This is a genomic window from Nocardiopsis sinuspersici, assembly GCF_001998325.1.
GTDB lineage: Bacteria > Actinomycetota > Actinomycetes > Streptosporangiales > Streptosporangiaceae > Nocardiopsis > Nocardiopsis sinuspersici.
This window is the reverse complement of sequence record NZ_MCOK01000001.1, coordinates 5,361,135-5,377,765: the sequence shown is the minus strand read 5'-3', so window position 1 is coordinate 5,377,765 and position 16,631 is coordinate 5,361,135. Positions and strand designations below refer to the sequence as shown.

The following is a 16,631-nucleotide window of genomic DNA, read 5'->3' as shown; positions in this document are numbered from 1 at the left end:
CATGCGCATCACCGCTGAGGACCTGGAGTTCGTCCGTCCCGGACGGAGAAAGGTGCTGGACGGTCTCACCTGGACCGTGGAGCCCGGTGTCACCGGGCTCCTCGGTCCCAACGGCTCGGGCAAGACCACGTTCCTCTCACTCGTCGTGACGCTGCTCCCGGTACGGAAGGGGCGCCTGCTTCTCGGCGACCACGACCTGTCCACCGCGGTCGGCCGCTCCGGGGCACGGCGGATGCTGGGATTCGTCCCCCAGCGCTTCACCCTGGCCGGGGAGCTGACCGTGACGGACACGGTCGCCTACGCCGCGTGGGTGCACGGGCTGGCCCGGCGCGAGTGCGGGCGCGCGGCCGAACGGGCGCTGGACCTGGTCGCTCTGAGCGACCTCGCCGACCTGCGCACGCGCGTCCTGTCCGGAGGGCAGCGCCAGCGGGTCGGCATCGCCGCCGCGCTCGCCCACGATCCCCGGGTCCTGGTCCTGGACGAGCCCACCGCCGGACTCGACCCCGGGCAGCGGCTGCGCGTCCGGGAGGTCGTCGCACGGCTGGGACAGGACCGGACCGTCCTGGTCTCGACCCACCTGATCGAGGACGTCGCGCACCTGTGCACCACGGTCGGTGTCCTCGCGGGCGGACGGATCGAGTTCCACGGCACCTTCCCCGAACTGGAGGCGCTGGTCGAGGACACTTCCGGCGAAAGCGCCTACGGCTCCGGGTTCGAGCGGGCCTACGACCGGTTGATCGAGCGGATCGGGGAGCGCGCGTGAGTCCTTCGACGGCACGGCTGCGCGCCTCGCCCCTCTTCTGGCCGCTGCCGCCGGCCCTCGTCCTGGCCCCGGCGGGCCTCATCCTCGCCATGACCCTCGCCGGCACCTGGGACCGGCTCGACTGGCGGGCCCTGGACTGGGTGTACCTCTCCGCGCAGGTGGGCGCCCAGGCCCGGCTGCCGGTCGTGGTGGCGGCCGGGGCCGCCGCCCTGGTCGCCGGCCGGTTCACCCGCAGGTCCCTGGTGTTCGCCCAGCCCTGGCAGCCGCGTGCGGAGCGGGACGTCCCCCTGCGCCACACGGTGGTGGTCGTGGCCTGGTGCCTGGGGGCCTACCTGGTGGGCCTGCTCCCCCTGACGGTCGTCACCGCCACGCGGGGCGCGGGATCGCCGGACGCCGTCGCCGTCGCGGGTGCCCTGACCGGGTTCGCGGCCCTCACCCTGCTGGGCTATCTGTGCGGTGTCGCGGCGCGCGGCCTGCTCGCCGTGCCCGTCGCGGTCGGCACGGTCTTCCTCCTCACCAGTCTGGTCTTCGTCTCGGATCCCTGGACCGCGCTGTCGCTCCAACCGCCCTTCGAGCCCTTCCTGGGCATGCGCGAGGCCGCCGCCCTGGGCCCGTACCGGCTGGGATTCTTCCTGCTGCTGACGGTCGCGGTCGCCTGGACGACCGCCTGGCTGCTGCGGGCTCCCAGACGGTTCTCGGCCGTCCACGGGGCGGCCGTCGCCGCCGTCGCCGTGACCGTGGTCCTGCCGCACCTGCACCCGTTCCCGCTCGTGGTCCGCGCTCCTGGGGCCGCGGTCTGCGACGAGCACGGCGGTGTCCGCTACTGCGTGCACGAGGGACACGCGGAGGAGCTCACCGCGATCACCGGCCTGGCCGCGCCGGTGTTCGACGCCTACGGGGTGGCCGACGCCCTTCCCCGTGAGGTCCGCGACCAGAGCCTGGCACGCGGTGACGAGCAGGCGTTCGACGGCCCCGGGCAGGACGTGCTCTGGCTGCCCGTCTACCCCGGCTGGGACCCGTACGAGGAGGTACCCGAGACCATGGCCGACTGGCTGATACCCGACGTGGGGCGCTGCGGTTCCGGGAGCGTGGCCAGCCTGGACCGAGGCGCCCGGCCGCAGGAGCGCCGGGCCGCCGTCGTCTACGGGCTGAGGGCGTGGCTGGCCTCCCAGGCCTTCGGGGGCGGTGCCAGCGGCCATGCCCTGTTCGCCGACGCAGACCCCGACCAGGTCAGCGCGTGGATCCGGCAGGACCGCGAACGGCTGGCGTCGTGCGAGGTGGACCCCGAGGAGCTGCCGTGGCGAACGTGATCCTGCGTCCCTCGCTGCTGCCGGTGCTCGGCGCGCTGGCCTCCGCCGCCGTGGCGGCGGCCTTCGGCGCGGCCGCGCTGGGGATCGTGGTACCGGTGGCGGTCTTCGACTGGCCCAACGAGGAGCAGCGCGTACCCGTCGCGGAGCTGCTGTGCGTGTGCGCGGCCATGGCGGGCGCCTGGGCCAACCGTCCCCGGCTGTGGGTCTGGGAGCGCCTGGGCGGTGTCCGGACCCGCGTGCGCGCGGCCGCGGTGGCCGCGGTCGGCGTGTCCCTGCCGGTGGCGGCGGGGGCCGCCGTACTGGTCGCCTCTCCCTCCGCCGAGAACACCTGGCTGCTGGTGACCAACGTCCTGCTGGCGACCTCCGCCGTGTACCTTCTGGCCCCCTTCCTGGGCGCGGTGCCGTCGGGCCTGGCCGTGCTGGCGGGGATCTTCCTGGGGGCCGCGGCCTGCAACATGGTTCCGGGGCTGGACCGGGTGAGCCCGTACGCGTACGCGGGGAGCGACGGGTGGGTCGCCCCGGACCTCCTGCCCGCCGGGGTGGTACCGGCCCTGGCCGTGGGCACGGCGGTGGCGGCGCTGGGAGTGCACGCGGTGACGCGCGGCTCGACGTCCCGGGTCCACCAGCGCGGGGAGGAGGCCGGGTGAGCCGGTTCTTCGGGAAGCTGTACCGCCCGGTGGCAGGATGGGGTCATGAACATGCACCAGAACCTGTTGAACGAGCCGCCCGAGACGCGCCTGGCCGACCATCCCGAGGCCAGGGAGGCGCTCGCCGCGTCCGACGACCCCACGCCGGTCGCCGGACGCTTCCCGGAGTACTCCGCCGCGTGGGCGCGCCTGGCCGAGCTGGCCCTGGCCGACGGCCAACCGGTGACCGCCTACGCCTACGCCCGCACGGGCTACCACCGGGGTCTGGACCAGCTGCGCCGCTCGGGGTGGAAGGGCCACGGCCCGATCCCCTGGGAGCACGAGCCCAACCAGGGCTTCCTGCGCGCGCTGCACGCCCTGGGCCAGGCCTCGGCCGAGATCGGCGACACCGAGGAGGCCGAGCGCTGCGCCACCTTCCTGCGCGAGTCCAGCGCCGAGGCGGACAAGGCCCTCAACGGCTGACACCGCGTCCCGTGGCCGTAGGGGGCCGCCCCGGGTTCCGTGGAGGAGCCCGGGGCGGCCCCCTCACGTGCCGTGGCTTCCGTGGGACGCGCCCGTGGGAACAGAACCCCATGGGACGGTCCCCACGGGCCGGGGCTCCCGTCAGCGCGGCAGGGCCCCGGCACCGATCACGGTGCCGCACGGGTCCACCGCGCCCCGGCACGCTCCACGTCACCGGCCCCGGCGTCCTCGGTTCCCGAGCGGGTCCACCACTCCACCCACCCCTGTGAGGGGGTGCGGAAACCGCCTCTGCGTGCGCTCTGAGACAGGCGGGAACCGTGTGCCGCAAGTGCCCTGGCGTCCCACTTAACCCGGATGCGGTGGTCGTGTACCCTCAATACGCAACGGCCCCTGTCGCAGCCTTGCGCCAGGGGTTTTCCATGTTCGGGGCCGGAAAAGCCCCGGTCAGGTGTCGAACGAAAAGGTAGAGACCAATGCCGGCGATCACGCTCGTGGGTGCCCAGTGGGGCGACGAGGGCAAGGGCAAGGCGACCGACCTCGTCGGCGAACGCGTGGACTACGTGGTGCGCTACCAGGGCGGCAACAACGCCGGGCACACGGTGGTCATCGGCGAGCAGAAGTACGCCCTCCACCTGCTCCCCTCGGGCATCCTGTCCCCGAACGTGGTCCCGGTCATCGCCAACGGCGTCGTCATCGACCCCGGTGTGCTGCTGGAGGAGCTGCACGGCCTCCAGGAGCGCGGCGTGGACACGTCCCGCCTGCTCATCTCGGCCAACGCGCACCTGATCATGCCCTACCACCGGGCCCTGGACAAGGTCAGCGAGCGCTTCCTCGGCAAGGGCAGGATCGGCACCACCGGGCGCGGCATCGGCCCGACCTACGCCGACAAGGTCTCCCGCCAGGGTGTGCGCGTCCAGGACATGTTCGACCCCAAGATCCTGCGCAAGAAGATCGAGCTGGCCCTGCACGACAAGAACCAGCTGCTCACCAAGGTGTACAACCGGCGCGGCCTGGACGCCGAGCCGATCATCGAGGAGTACCTGGCCTACGCCGACCAGCTGCGCCCCTACGTCGCCGACACCTCGCTGATCCTCAACAAGGCGCTCGACGAGGGCAGGACGGTGTACCTGGAGGGCTCCCAGGGCACCCTGCTCGACATCGACCACGGGACCTACCCGTTCGTGACCTCCTCCTCCCCCACCTCGGGCGGCGCGGCGGCCGGTTCGGGCATCGGTCCCACCCGCATCACCAAGGTCGTGGGCATCCTCAAGGCCTACACCACCCGTGTGGGCTCGGGCCCCTTCCCCACCGAGCTGCTCGACGAGCAGGGCGAGTGGCTGCGCACGCAGGGCGGCGAGTACGGCGTCACCACCGGACGCAACCGCCGCTGCGGCTGGTTCGACGCACCCATCGCGCGCTACGCCACCCGGGTCAACGGCATCACCGACTTCTTCCTGACCAAGCTCGACGTGCTCACCGGCCTGGAGCGCATCCCCGTGTGCGTGGCCTACGACGTCAACGGGGTCCGCCACGACGAGATCCCGATGACCCAGACCGACTTCCACCACGCCGAGCCGGTCTACGAGTACCTCGACGGCTGGTCGGAGGACATCACCGGCGTCCGGGAATTCGACGAACTCCCCAAGAACGCGCAGGCCTACGTGCGTACTCTGGAGGAGATGGCGGGGGCCCCGATCTCCGCCATCGGTGTCGGACCGGGCCGCAACGAGACGCTCGAACTGCGTTCCCTGGTCTGACCCCCACGTCTATCCGCCTTCAACACGAAGAGGCCCCCTGTAGTGAAAGCCCTCGTTCTCGGCGGCGGAGGCCGCGAGCACGCCCTCGTCCGCGCGCTGTCCCTGGACCCGGGCGTCACCAGCATCCACAGCGCCCCCGGTAACCCCGGTATCTCGGAGCTGGCCGAGAACCACGTCATCAACGTGACCGACGGCCTGGCCGTGACCGAACTGGCCGCGCGCATCCGCGCCGAGCTGGTCGTGATCGGCCCGGAGGCGCCGCTGGTCGCCGGTGTGGCGGACGCCCTGCGCGACCGCGGCATCCCGGTGTTCGGCCCCGACCAGGAGGCCGCGCGGCTGGAGGGATCCAAGGCCTTCGCCAAGGAGGTCATGGAGACCGCCGGGGTGCCCACCGCCAGGGCACGGGTGTGCAAGACGGCCGGCCAGGTGTCCGAGGCGCTGGACGAGTTCGGCACCCCGTACGTGGTCAAGAACGACGGCCTGGCCGCGGGCAAGGGCGTCGTGGTGACCGAGGACCGCGCGCTCGCCGAGCGGCACGCGCGCGAGTGCGGCCGCGTGGTCATCGAGGAGTTCCTCGACGGCCCGGAGGTGTCCCTCTTCGTGCTGAGCGACGGCCTGCACGCGCTGCCGCTGCTGCCCGCGCAGGACTTCAAGCGCGCCTACGACGGCGACCAGGGGCCCAACACGGGCGGCATGGGCGCCTACGCGCCGCTGCCCTGGGCCCCGGCGGGCCTGGTGGACGAGATCATGGGGTCGGTCGTGCGGCCGACCCTGGTGGAGATGAACCGGCGCGGCAAGCGCTACCAGGGGCTGCTGTACGTGGGTCTGGCGCTCACGTCCCAGGGCCCGCGCGTGGTGGAGTTCAACGCCCGGTTCGGCGACCCGGAGACCCAGGTGGTCCTGGACCGGCTGGCGACCCCGATCGGCGCGGTCCTCCAGGCCACCGACACCGGCGGTCTGAAGAACATCGGCTCCCTGCAGTGGAAGAAGGGCGCGGCGGTCACCGTGGTGATCGCCGCCGAGAGCTACCCGGGCGACCCGGTCAGGGGCGACGTCATCGGCGGGCTGGACACGGCGAACGCGCTGGACGGCGCGTACGTGCTGCACGCGGGCACCGCCTGGGAGGGCACGAGCGGCGTCAAGTCCAACGGCGGCCGGGTGCTCAACGTGGTCGGCACCGGCGCCGACCTGCGCCAGGCCCGCGCCCGGGCCTACGACGCGGCGTCCCGGATCGAGCTGCGCGGCTCCTTCTACCGCACCGACATCGCCGAGCGGGCCGCCGCCGAGCTGTAGCGGACGGGCGCACCCGCGAGCGGGCGTGCCCCGGCCCCTCCGACCCTGCGGACGGCCAGGACCGAACTCCCAGAAAGGTACGGACCCGTGAGCGGTTTCGTCGTCAAGCCCGAACCCGTCCAGGTCGAGGGGCTCACCCACCTGCACACCGGCAAGGTGCGCGATCTGTACGCCGCGGCCGACGGCGCGCTGGTGATGGTCGCCAGCGACCGGGTGTCGGCCTACGACTGGGTGCTGCCCACCGAGATCCCGGGCAAGGGACGGCTGCTCACCCAGCTGTCCCTGTGGTGGTTCGACCGGCTGGGCGACCTGGTGCCCGACCACGTCGTGTCCGACGCCCTGCCCGAGGGCGCTCCCGCCGACTGGGCCGGAAGGACGCTGGTGTGCCGCAGGCTGGACATGGTGCCCGTGGAGTGCGTGGCGCGCGGCTACCTCACCGGATCCGGTCTGGAGGAGTACCGGGCGGACGGCACCGTGTGCGGGATCGCACTCCCCGACGGGCTGGTCGACGGTTCCGAGCTGCCCGAGCCGATCTTCACCCCGGCGACCAAGGCCGAGGTGGGCGACCACGACGAGAACGTCTCCTTCGAGGCCGTCGCCGCCGCGCACGGCGAGAAGCTGGCCGCCGACCTGCGCGACCTCACGCTGCGGGTGTACGGGCGCGGCCGGGAGATCGCGCGGGAGCGCGGCATCATCCTCGCCGACACCAAGTTCGAGTACGGGCGGGACGGGGAGGGGAACCTGGTGCTGGCCGACGAGGTGTTCACGCCCGACTCCTCCCGCTACTGGCCCGCCGACGCGTGGGCCCCCGGACGGCCGCAGCCCTCCTTCGACAAGCAGGTGCTGCGGGACTGGCTGCGCTCGCCCGAGTCCGGATGGGACCGGGCGTCGGAGACCCCGCCGCCGGAGCTGCCCGAGCACGTGGTGCAGCACACCCTCGACCGGTACGTGGAGATCTACGAGCGCCTGACCGGGGACGAACCCGCCCTGTGAAACACCGCCCGGGAGTGATTCGGCGCACGCGGTCGCCGTTTCGTGTCCAGGAGCGCGTATGGTGGTTGACGTTGTGCGCAGCGCCGGTACCGGCGTACACCCACGCGTGCGGCAGCCCTGGTTTTTCCCGCCGGCGAATACCCCTGTGGTCGTTTGACGGGACTCCATCCGCGATTCGCGGGTATACCACGCTCTGGATCGGTACACGCAGGCGAGTGCTATAGAGTCGTCGCGCACACCGTTTCACTGGCCGCGCAGGTCACACGCACGATGGTCGCAACGTTCCAGGGGAAATCCGCGTCCAATACAGGCGAAGCCCGACGAGGGTGACCTTTTTTTCACATCTGCCTCACAAAGGAGCACATGAGCATGGGCCAGGAGGTTCGTTACCGCGTCCGCGGCGGACGCCCCCTCAGTGGAACGGCGTTCATCCAAGGCGCGAAGAACGCCGTCCTGCCGATGATCGGGGCCGCCCTACTCGCGGCCAGGGGCCGTACGGTGTTGCGGAACGTTCCGGTTATCGAGGACGTCTACCGAGCTCTCGAGCTCGCCGAACACGTGGGCGCCAAGGTCGAGTTCCATGAGGCCGAGCGAACCGTCGTCATCGACGCCTCCAAGCTCAACGACCCCGAGCGCGCCGTCCTGCCCGCCGACATCGCGGCCCGTTTCCGCGGTTCCGTGCTCTTCGTCCCCGCGCTGATGCACCGCACCGGCCACGCCCGCATCGAGGGCGTCGGCGGATGCAACCTGGGCAGCCGCAACCTGGACTTCCACTACCGGGGCTTCGCGCGCCTGGGTGCCGAGGTCACCGAGGACACCGAGCGCAACCACATCAACGTCGAGGCCAGCAACCTCCGCGGTGGCCGCCTCTACCTGGACACCCCGTCCCACACGGGTACCGAGAACCTGATCATGGCCGCGGTCCTGGCCCCCGGCACCACCGTGATCGAGCACGCGGCCCTGGAGCCCGAGGTCCTCGACGTCATCGAGTTCCTGAGCGCCATGGGCGCCAAGATCAGCGGCGGCGGCACGGGCTTCATCACCGTCGAGGGCGTCGAGCAGCTCACGGCCGTCGAGCACACCATCATGGCCGACCGCATCGACGCCGGCGTGTTCGCGATGACCGTCGCCGCCACCGGCGGCGAGGTGAGCCTCGTGGGCGCCCAGCTGGAGCACCTGGGCGTGGCCCGCTGGAAACTCGAGCAGATGGGCGTGGGCTTCTCCCAGGAGGGCGCGGTCCTGCACGTCCAGCGCGACCCCTCGGTGCCGCTGCGCCCCATCAACGCCGTCACCTCGCCCTTCCCGGGCTTCGCCACCGACCTGCAGTCGCCGCTGATGGCCCTGGCCACCCTGGCCGACGGTGAGAGCTACATCCACGAGGCCATCTACGACGGCCGGTTCGCCCTGGCCGACGAGCTCACCAAGATGGGTGCCAAGATCGAGGTGGAGGGCACCCGCGCGATCGTGCACGGGACCACCAACCTGCGCGGCGCCGAGGTCATCGCACACGACCTGCGCACCGGTGCGGCCCTGGTCCTCGCCGGACTGGTCGCCGAAGGTGAGACAATCGTGGCGCCTGGTTATCTGGTGGACCGCGGTCACGCTCAGTTCGCGTCTCGGCTCGCCGCGCTAGGCGGTGACGTGGAGCGCGTCACCGTCTCGTAGGGAGCCGAAAGCGCAGTTCAAGCCGGGGTGGGGGCCCGTCTCCCACCCGGGCTTTCGGCGTTGATATGGAAAACGATCTTCTTAGGCCCCGCACAATGGGTACGATCTCGGCAATCATGCCGTGACAGAGATCGGGTCGGGAAACCAGTGGGCGCACATAGTGAAGAGCGTGGAATGGTAGCGGGGAGCAACCCGAGGTGAGTGCCCAGCGTACTGGCGATTTGACGATCGGCGTCATAGGACCCCATGAGGTGGTCGAACGGGTCATGCTCATGGGCCCGGGGTCCACAGGGCCCCTCAACGCCAGACTCATCGCCGCCGCGTACCGAGATGAGCAAGAGGCGACGGACAAGGTCGTCAGGCTGGGTTCGGCGATCGACGCGTATCTGTTCGCCAGCCCTGTCCCCTACGAGTTCGCACGCAAGGCCGGTGTGCTGACCATGCCCGCCACCTTCGTGCCCCTCGGAGGGGCGAGCCTGCACGAGGCCCTGCTCCGAGCGACCCTGGACGAGCGCTACGACCCGACCAGAGCCAGTCTGGACGTGCTCAGCCGCGCCGACGTGGTCGAGGCCTACTCCGAGGTCGACCTGCCCGTGGACGGTATCCACGTGCACGAGGAGCTCACCAACACCGCGCAGCTGACGTCCTTCCACGAGGGCCTGTGGCGTCGCAAGGCCACCAGGATGGCGATCACCTGCGTACGCGGGGTCGCCGAGCGCCTGGAGGCCATCGGCGTGCCGGTGGTCCGGCTGCGGCCGACCAACGCGGGTGTGCGCAGCGCCCTGCAGACCGCGGGTCTGCTGGGGGCGCACCACCGGCTGGAGGAGGCGCAGCTGGGCGTCGTGGTGGTGGACGTGCCCACCCTGCGCGACTCGACAAGGCGTTCGACCCCCCGGTACTGGCGTGACGAGCTGCGTCTGTCGCTGCACCGGCTACTGCTCCAGGAGGCGCACCGGATCAACGCCACGGCACACCGTCTGGACGACCACTCGTTCATGGTGACGGCGACCCGGGGCTCGCTCGTGACCGCGACCGAGGGCTTCCGGCAGCCGCCGTTCGTGGAACGGATCAAGGCGGAGCTCGGGATCGCGATCGAGGTCGGGATCGGCATGGGCCGGACCACACAGGACGCCGAGGCGCACGCCAGGGCGGCCCTGAACCGCGCTCAGGCGTCGCGTCAGAGCTTCGCGGTGGACCGCGAGGGCCGTTCCCTGGTGCCCGCCCAGCGCGCACCCGCACGGCAGTCCTCCGAGCCGCTGCGGACCAAGGGGCGCGAGACGCTGGTCCGGCTCTCGGAGAAGATCGCCGAGGAGGACGGGCCGCTGGTCGTCGACGCGGAGAACGCCGGGCGGATGCTCGGGGTCACCTCCCGGACCGCGCGCCGGCTGCTGCGGACCCTGGTGGAGGAGGGGTTGGCGTGGCCGCTGCCGCCCAACCGGACCCTCCAGCCGGGCCGCCCCCGCCAGCTGTACCGGCTGATCGTGGAGAAACTGGACAAGGACGCAGCCGGTAAGTAGCCGCGGACGGTGTTGGCCGTGGACCTGTGCGAACCGCGTGGACGCGACGGACGGGGGTGCTCCCGAGGGGGCGCCCCCGTTCTCATGTGTGCCGTGGAGGTCCGCGTGGGCCCGAGGCGGGACCGGAGCGGCCGGGCGGAACCGGCGTGCGGCGGGCCGGGGCCGTCCACAGGCTGTGGATAACCAGGTGACCCGGAGGCCCTTGCCTGTCAGGCTGGCGCGCATGGGCGACGGCGCGGACGACGACGGCACACGGAAACGGCTGCTCCTCATCGGCGGAGGCTCGGGAACCGGCAAGACCGCGGTCGGGTGGGAGGTCTCCGAGATCCTCAAGCGGCGCGGGACCGCGCACTGCGTCCTTGAGGGCGACTACATGGACCAGGTCCACCCGGCCCCGCCCGGCGACCCCCACCGGGCGGCGATCACCGAACGCAACGTCACCGCGGTCTGGGCGAACTACGCGGAGCTCGGGCACCACCGCCTGATCTACACGAACACCGTCAGCGTCCTGGCGGAGGACATGCTCCGCCGCGCCATGGGCGGCGGGGACGTCGGAGCCACCCGTGTACTGCTCACCGCGGGCGAGGACACCGTGCGCGCGCGGCTGGCCGTACGCGAGACCGGCTCGCAACTGCTCCCCCACATCGAGCGCAGCCTGCGCGCGGCCGTCCACCTGGACGCGGAGGCGCCCGCGGGGACCGTGCGCGTGGCCACGGACGGCCTCACCGTCGAGGAGGTCGCCGGGAGGGTCGTGGACGCCGCCGGGTGGTGAGCGCCGGGCCGGCGCGGTGGGCTCCGGCCCGGCGTCCCGCCCGTCCGTCCACAGCCTGTGGACGACCGCCCCGTCGGCGCCGGGCGCCGGAGGAGCTAACGGCGCTTGTCGTAGGAGGTGGCGACGGACAGGAACACGTCGTTCTCCTCGGGGGTCCCCAGGCTCACCCGGGCGCCCTCGCCGGCGAACGGGCGCACCGAGACGCCCACCTTCGCGCACTCGGCGGCGAAGTCGTTCGTGTCCTCGCCCACCCTCAGCCACACGAAGTTGGCCTCGGTCGGCGGAACCGTCCACCCGGAGGCGATGAGCGCGTCCCGGACGCGCTCACGCTCCTTGACCGTGTCCGCCACGCGCTCCAGCAGCTCCTCCTCGGCCCCGACGGAGGCGACTCCCGCCGCCTGGGCGAGGTGGTTCACCGCGAACGGCACGAGGGTCTTGCGGACGGCGCCGGCCACATGCGGGTGCCCCACGAGGAAGCCCAGGCGCACGGCGGCGAGCCCGTAGGCCTTGGAGAAGGTGCGCAGCACGGCGACGTTGGGCCGGTCGCGGTACAGGGAGACGCCGTCGGGCACCTGCGGGTCGCGCACGTACTCGTGGTACGCCTCGTCCAGGACCACCAGGACGCTCTCGGGGATCCGGTCCAGGAAGGCGACCAGCTCCTCCTCGCGCACCGTGGTACCGGTCGGGTTGTTCGGGTTGCACACGAGCACCATGCGGGTGTTCTCGGTGACCGCGTCCGCGATCGCGTCCAGGTCGTGCGTCTCGTCCTTGAGCGGCACCCGGACGGAGGCGGCCCCCGTCAGTTCGACGAGCAGGGGGTAGGCCTCGAAGGAGCGCCACGCGTAGACGACCTCGGCTCCGGGCTCACCGACCGCTTCGAGCAGCTGCTGGAGCACGCCCACCGAGCCGGCGCCGAGGGCGATGTGCTCCTCGGGGACGTCCAGGCGCCGGGCGAGCACGGAGACGAGCTCCTCGGCGCCCGGGTCCGGATAGCGGTTCAGCTCCTCCGCTGCCCGGGCGATGGCCTCGCGCACCGACGGGAGCGGCCCGTGGGGGCTCTCGTTGGAGGACAGCTTGATCGAACGCCCGTTGGGCCCGACGACCTTCAGGCCCGGTTTGTAGGGCGGGATGCTCTCCAGCACCGACCGCAGATATGGCGATTTCGACTCCGACACCATTGTCCTTCCTCAATACTTTGTGCTAACCCCTCGACACGTTCAGCAATATCGCGTCCGGGTGGGCCACCGCTCCCAGCGGAAATATCGCACAAACGAGGAGATATCACCATGCGCTTGCGTCCCTGTTCCGCCAGCTCGACCCGAATCGCTACTGGTCCGAGCTCCCGGGTGGGAGAGCCTCGGGGGATCGTCCGGTCACTGGTTCTTCCCGTGGCCCTACCCATGACGATCCTGTTGAGCGCGTGCGGTGGCGGCGGAAGCGACCAGGCCGATGAATCCGACGCCGATGCCGCGGCCGCACTGCACGAGGCCCAACCCCTGCACGTCCGCGACGCCACGCTCATGTCCGAGAGCAGCGAGAACGGTACCTACTCCGAGCTTGCCACAGTGGAGTACAGCGAGAAGGTGCGGGCCTCCACCCAGCTCGACAAGCCCGAGTGCCTGGACGCCGCCAACCGGTGGGGCAGCCTGGAGGGCGTACACGAGGCGCCCGCGTCGGTGGCCGCCTACGAGTGGGACCAGGGCTCGGTGACGCACATGCTGGTGCGGGTGGACGAGGAGACCGCCGCGGAGGCCCTGTCCACGAAACCGCCGGAGAGCTGCGACGAGTACACCGCCACCCACGAGGACGGGAGCTCCTCCCACTACGGGGTGCGCGACCTGGAGGACGTACCGCGGGTCGGCGACGAGTCGCGGGCCTACGCCATCGATGTGCGGACGGAAGGGGAGGAGAGCCGTATGTTCAGCCTCATGTACCGCAACGGCGGCCTCGTCGGCACCACGTCCATCCTCGGAGCCGGTGAGCTGGAGGACTACGAGAAGATGCTCGTGGAGTTCAGCGAGGCCGCCGTCGAGAGGCAGCGGCAGATGCTCGGTTAGAAGGACGCGGGCTCAGGGACCGGCACCGGACCGGACACCGGGCGCGGGCCGGCCCCGGGCGTCGGGCCGGGTGCTCATCCGGCCGGCGTGGACTCGCGCCCGTCCGGGTCCCGGCCGTCCAGGCCGTGCACGCCCGGACTGCTCCCGGCGGGGTGCGCCCTCGCGGTCCGCAGGGTCCGTGCCGCCCTGGCCGCGTCGTACCGTCCCGCCTCCTGCCTGGCCGCCTGGCGCGGGCGGGGCAGTCTGCGCGGCGGGCTGGGCAGGGCCGTCCGGGCGACCGCCCCGAAGGAGGCGACCACCGCTCCGCTGCCGCGGTCGATCAGAACCGCGCGCACGGCCGTGTCGCGCCTGCCGTCGACCCTGACCGCGTACACCACGTCCATGCGCCGTCCGTGACGTGTCGCGTCGTAGCGCAGGAGCCGCCAGCAGCCCTGGCGCCACACGTCGTCGGGTTCGGACCCCGTCGCCGCCGGCATGTTGGTACGCCACACCTCGCTGCGGCGCAGCACCCTCATGGTGTGGCGCAGCGAGACGTCGCGCAGCTCGCACGGCTCCCGGCGGAGGGAGCGCGCGGCCACGTCACGCAGCTCGGGGCTGAGCAGTGCCAGGAGCAGGAGTTGCGCGCCCAGCACTCCGGCGTGCGGCGGCGCGGCCGAGGCGACCACCTGCCATCCGGCGGGCTCCAGCCCGAGCGTGGTCAGGGCGGCGGCCGACAGCAGCCCGGCCCGGGTCAGCGCGCGCCAGCCGACCGGGATCCGGCTCAGCCCGCCGAAACAGCCGCAGCCCGCCTCCGGGTCGCGCCTGCGGACCAGCACCAGGACCACCACCGAGACGGCGAACACGACCGCGGTGAGTGTGCGCACCACCTCACCGGGGAGTCCTGCCACGGTCAGCAGGCCGACCGCCAGCGCGGCTTCCAGCAGACCCGTACCGACCGTGGACGTGCGGCGCAGGCGTTCGGGCACCAGGACGGCCAGGCCCGTGTCGGCCGCCCTCCTGGTGGTCTTGGCCGCGGCCCCGAGCAGGAGCAGCACCGCCAGGAGCGGTAGCTGGACCTCGCGGGCCGCCTCGACGATCTCCGGCAGCATGGGCATGGGTCATCCCTCCCCGTCGTGGACGGTGACGGTCGCGTCGAAGCAGCCGTCCTCCAGCCGCCCGCCCAGGGCGACGAAGCCGTTCATGGTGAGGGAGGCGATCCGCCCGGCGCCCCGGCCGCCGCAGGCGGGGCACAGGTCGCACAGCCAGCTGTCGGCGGCGGCGCAGTCGAGGACCGGGAGCACGGCCGCTTCCCGGGTGCAGTCGTTGCGCAGGCTCACCGCGGCGCCGACGGACAGCAGCGGCAGCGGGACACAGGGAGCGCGCCGGTCGCACGCGGCGTCGTGGCCGACGGGGTCGAGCGCCGGGTAGGCGACCCCGTCGACACGGGCGCCCGGGTCCAGGTGGGGGGAGCGCCCCCAGGCCGGGTCGTACCAGGTGGCGGTACCGCGCAGTGTGGAGGCGTACCGGTGCGCGGGCGGCCTGTGCGGTGTGGCGGCGAGCGGGTGGGGCGGCTGTGCGGTGGCGGGGCGCGACGCCCACACGGCCCCCTCCGACCAGACGCCGACCGCGTCGAAGACGTAGCCCGGCTCCAGCCTCGGGTGGCGGACGGAGATCCGGCCCGAGCTTCGGCGGGGGATGACGACGGTCAGGCGGGGACGCCCGTGGCCGGGGTCGATCTCCAGGGTGTCGGTGCCACGGTCGACGATGACGCCCGTGGCGCGGGCGGCCTGGGCCCACACGCGCTCGGCGGCGGGGCGGCCGCCGGGCGCCCCGAGCACCACGGCGTCGTCGCCGGTCCGGAGCCCTCCCGGACCGACCTCGCCGCCGCGCCAGAACGAGGTGGTGTGGTCGTACGCGAGCCGCTCCTCGCCGCCGGGGACGGCCAGGCAGAGCACGCCGGAGCTCGCATCGACGACCACGCCGCGCACGACACCGTGCCCGAGGGGTGTGGGCTCGGGTGCGCTCCGGGGGCCGAGCACCGTGGAGGTGAACCTCCTGCGGTCCCGCCTGTCGTCCGTCACCGACATGTCGGCTGAGCCTCCCTCGCAACACGACCCGTCTTCTCGCTCCCGCTGCTTCGATCGGTCCGCACACCGCCGGCACGCCTGCGTGTGCCGCACGCGGCGGTCCGCGTCGGCGGTGCGCCGGGACCGCGCCGCGTGTCCGGCGCTGAGGACCGTCGGTGCGGAGCCCCGTGTGGACCGGTCCTCCCGTCCGGCACGAGGTGCGATTGCCTCACCACAGTCTGTGCCCATAAAGCCACGCATAGACCCTAGAGATCTTGAAAGAGACACAAATATGTACAAGCAGCCCCAGAACATCGCGGCCCCGGCCACCTCCGAATCGCCCGGGGCCGGCACGCCCCCGTCCGCCCGGGCCCCCGGCCGTGCCCGGGGAAGCGGCGGGGAACCCGGTCCGGCAACCGTTGCGCGGTTTGTCAGCACGTGGGACACAGGTGCCTGGATGTTTGCGCTCGCTGTGTGAGAGTTAGGAGGGAGGAACGCGACGAAAGCACACGCAGCGCCCGTGAAAGTCGGTGGTCGGCGTGACGGGAACGACCCGGACTCCCAGGTACGACGAGTTCAGCCGCTACGTGGCCGAGCGCGGCCCGGCCCTGCTGCGGATGGCCAGGTCTCTCACGAACAACCACGCCGACGCCGAGGACCTGCTCCAGGCGGCTCTCGTCAAGACCTTCCTCTCCTGGGACCGGATCACCAACCCGAAGGCCATCGACGGGTACGTGCGCCGGGCCATGGTGAACACCCAGATCTCCGAGTGGCGCCGCAACCGGCTGGACGTCTACCCGACCGACGAGATCCCCGAGCAGCGCGTGGACGACCCCACCTGGCGCAGCGACCTGGCCGACGTGGTGAAGCGCGCCATCGACCGCCTGCCCGACCGGCAGCGGACCACGGTGGTGCTGCGCTACTACGACGACCTCACCGAGGCGCAGATCGCCCAGCGGATGGGGGTGACCCTGGGGACGGTCAAGAGCACGCTGTCGCGGGCCGTGGAGAAACTGCGCCTGGACGCCGACCTCATCATCGAGCGCACCCTCGGCTGACCCGGTGCCTCCCGGGTGATTCCGGCCACTCCGGGCGCCCTGCGGGGTGGAGTCCTCCGCTCGCGGGGATCCGGCCACTCCGCCCGACCGCGTCGGCGGTACGGCCGCACGCCCGGCGGCGGCTGCGCCGGTCGGAGCGTTCACACGGACATTCGCTTTGCGCAACGGTCCGTGGTGTCTGTAGGCTTGTCCAAGCCGGGAGGATTCGCCTAGAGGCCTATGGCGCCGCACTGCTAATGCGGTTGGGGGGCAACCCCCTCATGGGTTCAAATCCCATATCCTCCGCGCTCGG

Annotated in this window: 15 protein-coding genes and 1 tRNA gene; 13 read left to right on the top strand and 3 right to left on the bottom strand. The window is 72.1% G+C overall.

The features are described from left to right. The first annotated feature begins 1 nt into the window (after window position 1). The 10 genes from NOSIN_RS23190 (at window position 2) to NOSIN_RS23145 (ending at window position 11,179) form a co-directional block, all read left to right on the top strand. On the top strand, window positions 2-763 hold the full coding sequence (locus tag NOSIN_RS23190; protein ID WP_077692764.1) for an ATP-binding cassette domain-containing protein: 762 nt from the start codon (window positions 2-4) through the stop codon (window positions 761-763). After that, window positions 760-2,073 carry a hypothetical protein gene (locus NOSIN_RS23185; protein ID WP_077692763.1) on the top strand — a complete coding sequence of 438 codons (1,314 nt, stop codon included), beginning with the start codon at window positions 760-762 and terminating at the stop codon, window positions 2,071-2,073. Before NOSIN_RS23190 ends, NOSIN_RS23185 begins: the two co-directional genes overlap by 4 nt. Further along, entirely contained in the window at window positions 2,061-2,720 is a 660-nt protein-coding gene (locus tag NOSIN_RS23180; protein WP_077692762.1) for a hypothetical protein, read from the top strand. The genes NOSIN_RS23185 and NOSIN_RS23180 overlap by 13 nt, the downstream gene beginning before the upstream one ends. A 45-nt stretch (window positions 2,721-2,765) precedes the next feature. Continuing rightward, window positions 2,766-3,182 carry a DUF3151 domain-containing protein gene (locus tag NOSIN_RS23175; protein ID WP_077692761.1) on the top strand — a complete coding sequence of 139 codons (417 nt, stop codon included), beginning with the start codon at window positions 2,766-2,768 and terminating at the stop codon, window positions 3,180-3,182. Between the two features lie 473 nt (window positions 3,183-3,655). Beyond that, window positions 3,656-4,939 (top strand): adenylosuccinate synthase, encoded by a 1,284-nt coding sequence (locus NOSIN_RS23170; RefSeq protein ID WP_077692760.1) that lies wholly within the window; start codon window positions 3,656-3,658, stop codon window positions 4,937-4,939. Window positions 4,940-4,981: 42 nt separating this feature from the next. Further along, the gene (gene purD / locus NOSIN_RS23165) at window positions 4,982-6,232 is read left to right on the top strand and encodes a phosphoribosylamine--glycine ligase (protein ID WP_077692759.1); all 1,251 of its coding nucleotides are present in this window, start codon (window positions 4,982-4,984) and stop codon (window positions 6,230-6,232) included. Between the two features lie 87 nt (window positions 6,233-6,319). Next, window positions 6,320-7,225, top strand: coding sequence for a phosphoribosylaminoimidazolesuccinocarboxamide synthase (locus NOSIN_RS23160; protein WP_077692758.1), 906 nt, complete (start codon window positions 6,320-6,322; stop codon window positions 7,223-7,225). Window positions 7,226-7,594: 369 nt separating this feature from the next. Further along, complete coding sequence (gene murA, locus NOSIN_RS23155) at window positions 7,595-8,890, top strand: UDP-N-acetylglucosamine 1-carboxyvinyltransferase (protein ID WP_077692757.1); 1,296 nt, start codon at window positions 7,595-7,597, stop codon at window positions 8,888-8,890. A gap of 251 nt (window positions 8,891-9,141) precedes the next feature. Beyond that, window positions 9,142-10,407, top strand: a complete 1,266-nt coding sequence (locus NOSIN_RS23150; RefSeq protein WP_077692756.1) for a transcriptional regulator — start codon at window positions 9,142-9,144, stop codon at window positions 10,405-10,407. A gap of 202 nt (window positions 10,408-10,609) precedes the next feature. Further along, entirely contained in the window at window positions 10,610-11,179 is a 570-nt protein-coding gene (locus tag NOSIN_RS23145; RefSeq protein ID WP_227014491.1) for a hypothetical protein, read from the top strand. 95 nt (window positions 11,180-11,274) lie between these two features. Here the strand turns inward: NOSIN_RS23145 and hisC are convergent, their stop codons facing one another. Beyond that, window positions 11,275-12,357 (bottom strand): histidinol-phosphate transaminase, encoded by a 1,083-nt coding sequence (hisC, locus tag NOSIN_RS23140; RefSeq protein WP_077692754.1) that lies wholly within the window; start codon window positions 12,355-12,357, stop codon window positions 11,275-11,277. A gap of 222 nt (window positions 12,358-12,579) precedes the next feature. On the opposite strand from hisC, the gene NOSIN_RS23135 reads away from it, so the two are divergent. Then, window positions 12,580-13,236, top strand: a complete 657-nt coding sequence (locus tag NOSIN_RS23135) for a hypothetical protein (RefSeq protein WP_077692753.1) — start codon at window positions 12,580-12,582, stop codon at window positions 13,234-13,236. A gap of 74 nt (window positions 13,237-13,310) precedes the next feature. Here the strand turns inward: NOSIN_RS23135 and NOSIN_RS23130 are convergent, their stop codons facing one another. Both NOSIN_RS23130 and NOSIN_RS23125 read right to left on the bottom strand, forming a co-directional pair. Continuing rightward, window positions 13,311-14,324 (bottom strand): MauE/DoxX family redox-associated membrane protein, encoded by a 1,014-nt coding sequence (locus tag NOSIN_RS23130; protein ID WP_077693735.1) that lies wholly within the window; start codon window positions 14,322-14,324, stop codon window positions 13,311-13,313. A gap of 9 nt (window positions 14,325-14,333) precedes the next feature. Continuing rightward, window positions 14,334-15,302, bottom strand: a complete 969-nt coding sequence (locus NOSIN_RS23125) for a hypothetical protein (protein WP_077692752.1) — start codon at window positions 15,300-15,302, stop codon at window positions 14,334-14,336. A 509-nt stretch (window positions 15,303-15,811) separates the two neighbouring features. Here NOSIN_RS23125 and NOSIN_RS23120 point away from each other — a divergent pair. Both NOSIN_RS23120 and NOSIN_RS23115 read left to right on the top strand, forming a co-directional pair. After that, window positions 15,812-16,339 carry a SigE family RNA polymerase sigma factor gene (locus NOSIN_RS23120; protein WP_077692751.1) on the top strand — a complete coding sequence of 176 codons (528 nt, stop codon included), beginning with the start codon at window positions 15,812-15,814 and terminating at the stop codon, window positions 16,337-16,339. Window positions 16,340-16,537: 198 nt separating this feature from the next. Continuing rightward, window positions 16,538-16,624 (top strand) — tRNA-Ser (locus NOSIN_RS23115). Window positions 16,625-16,631: the final 7 nt, after the last annotated feature.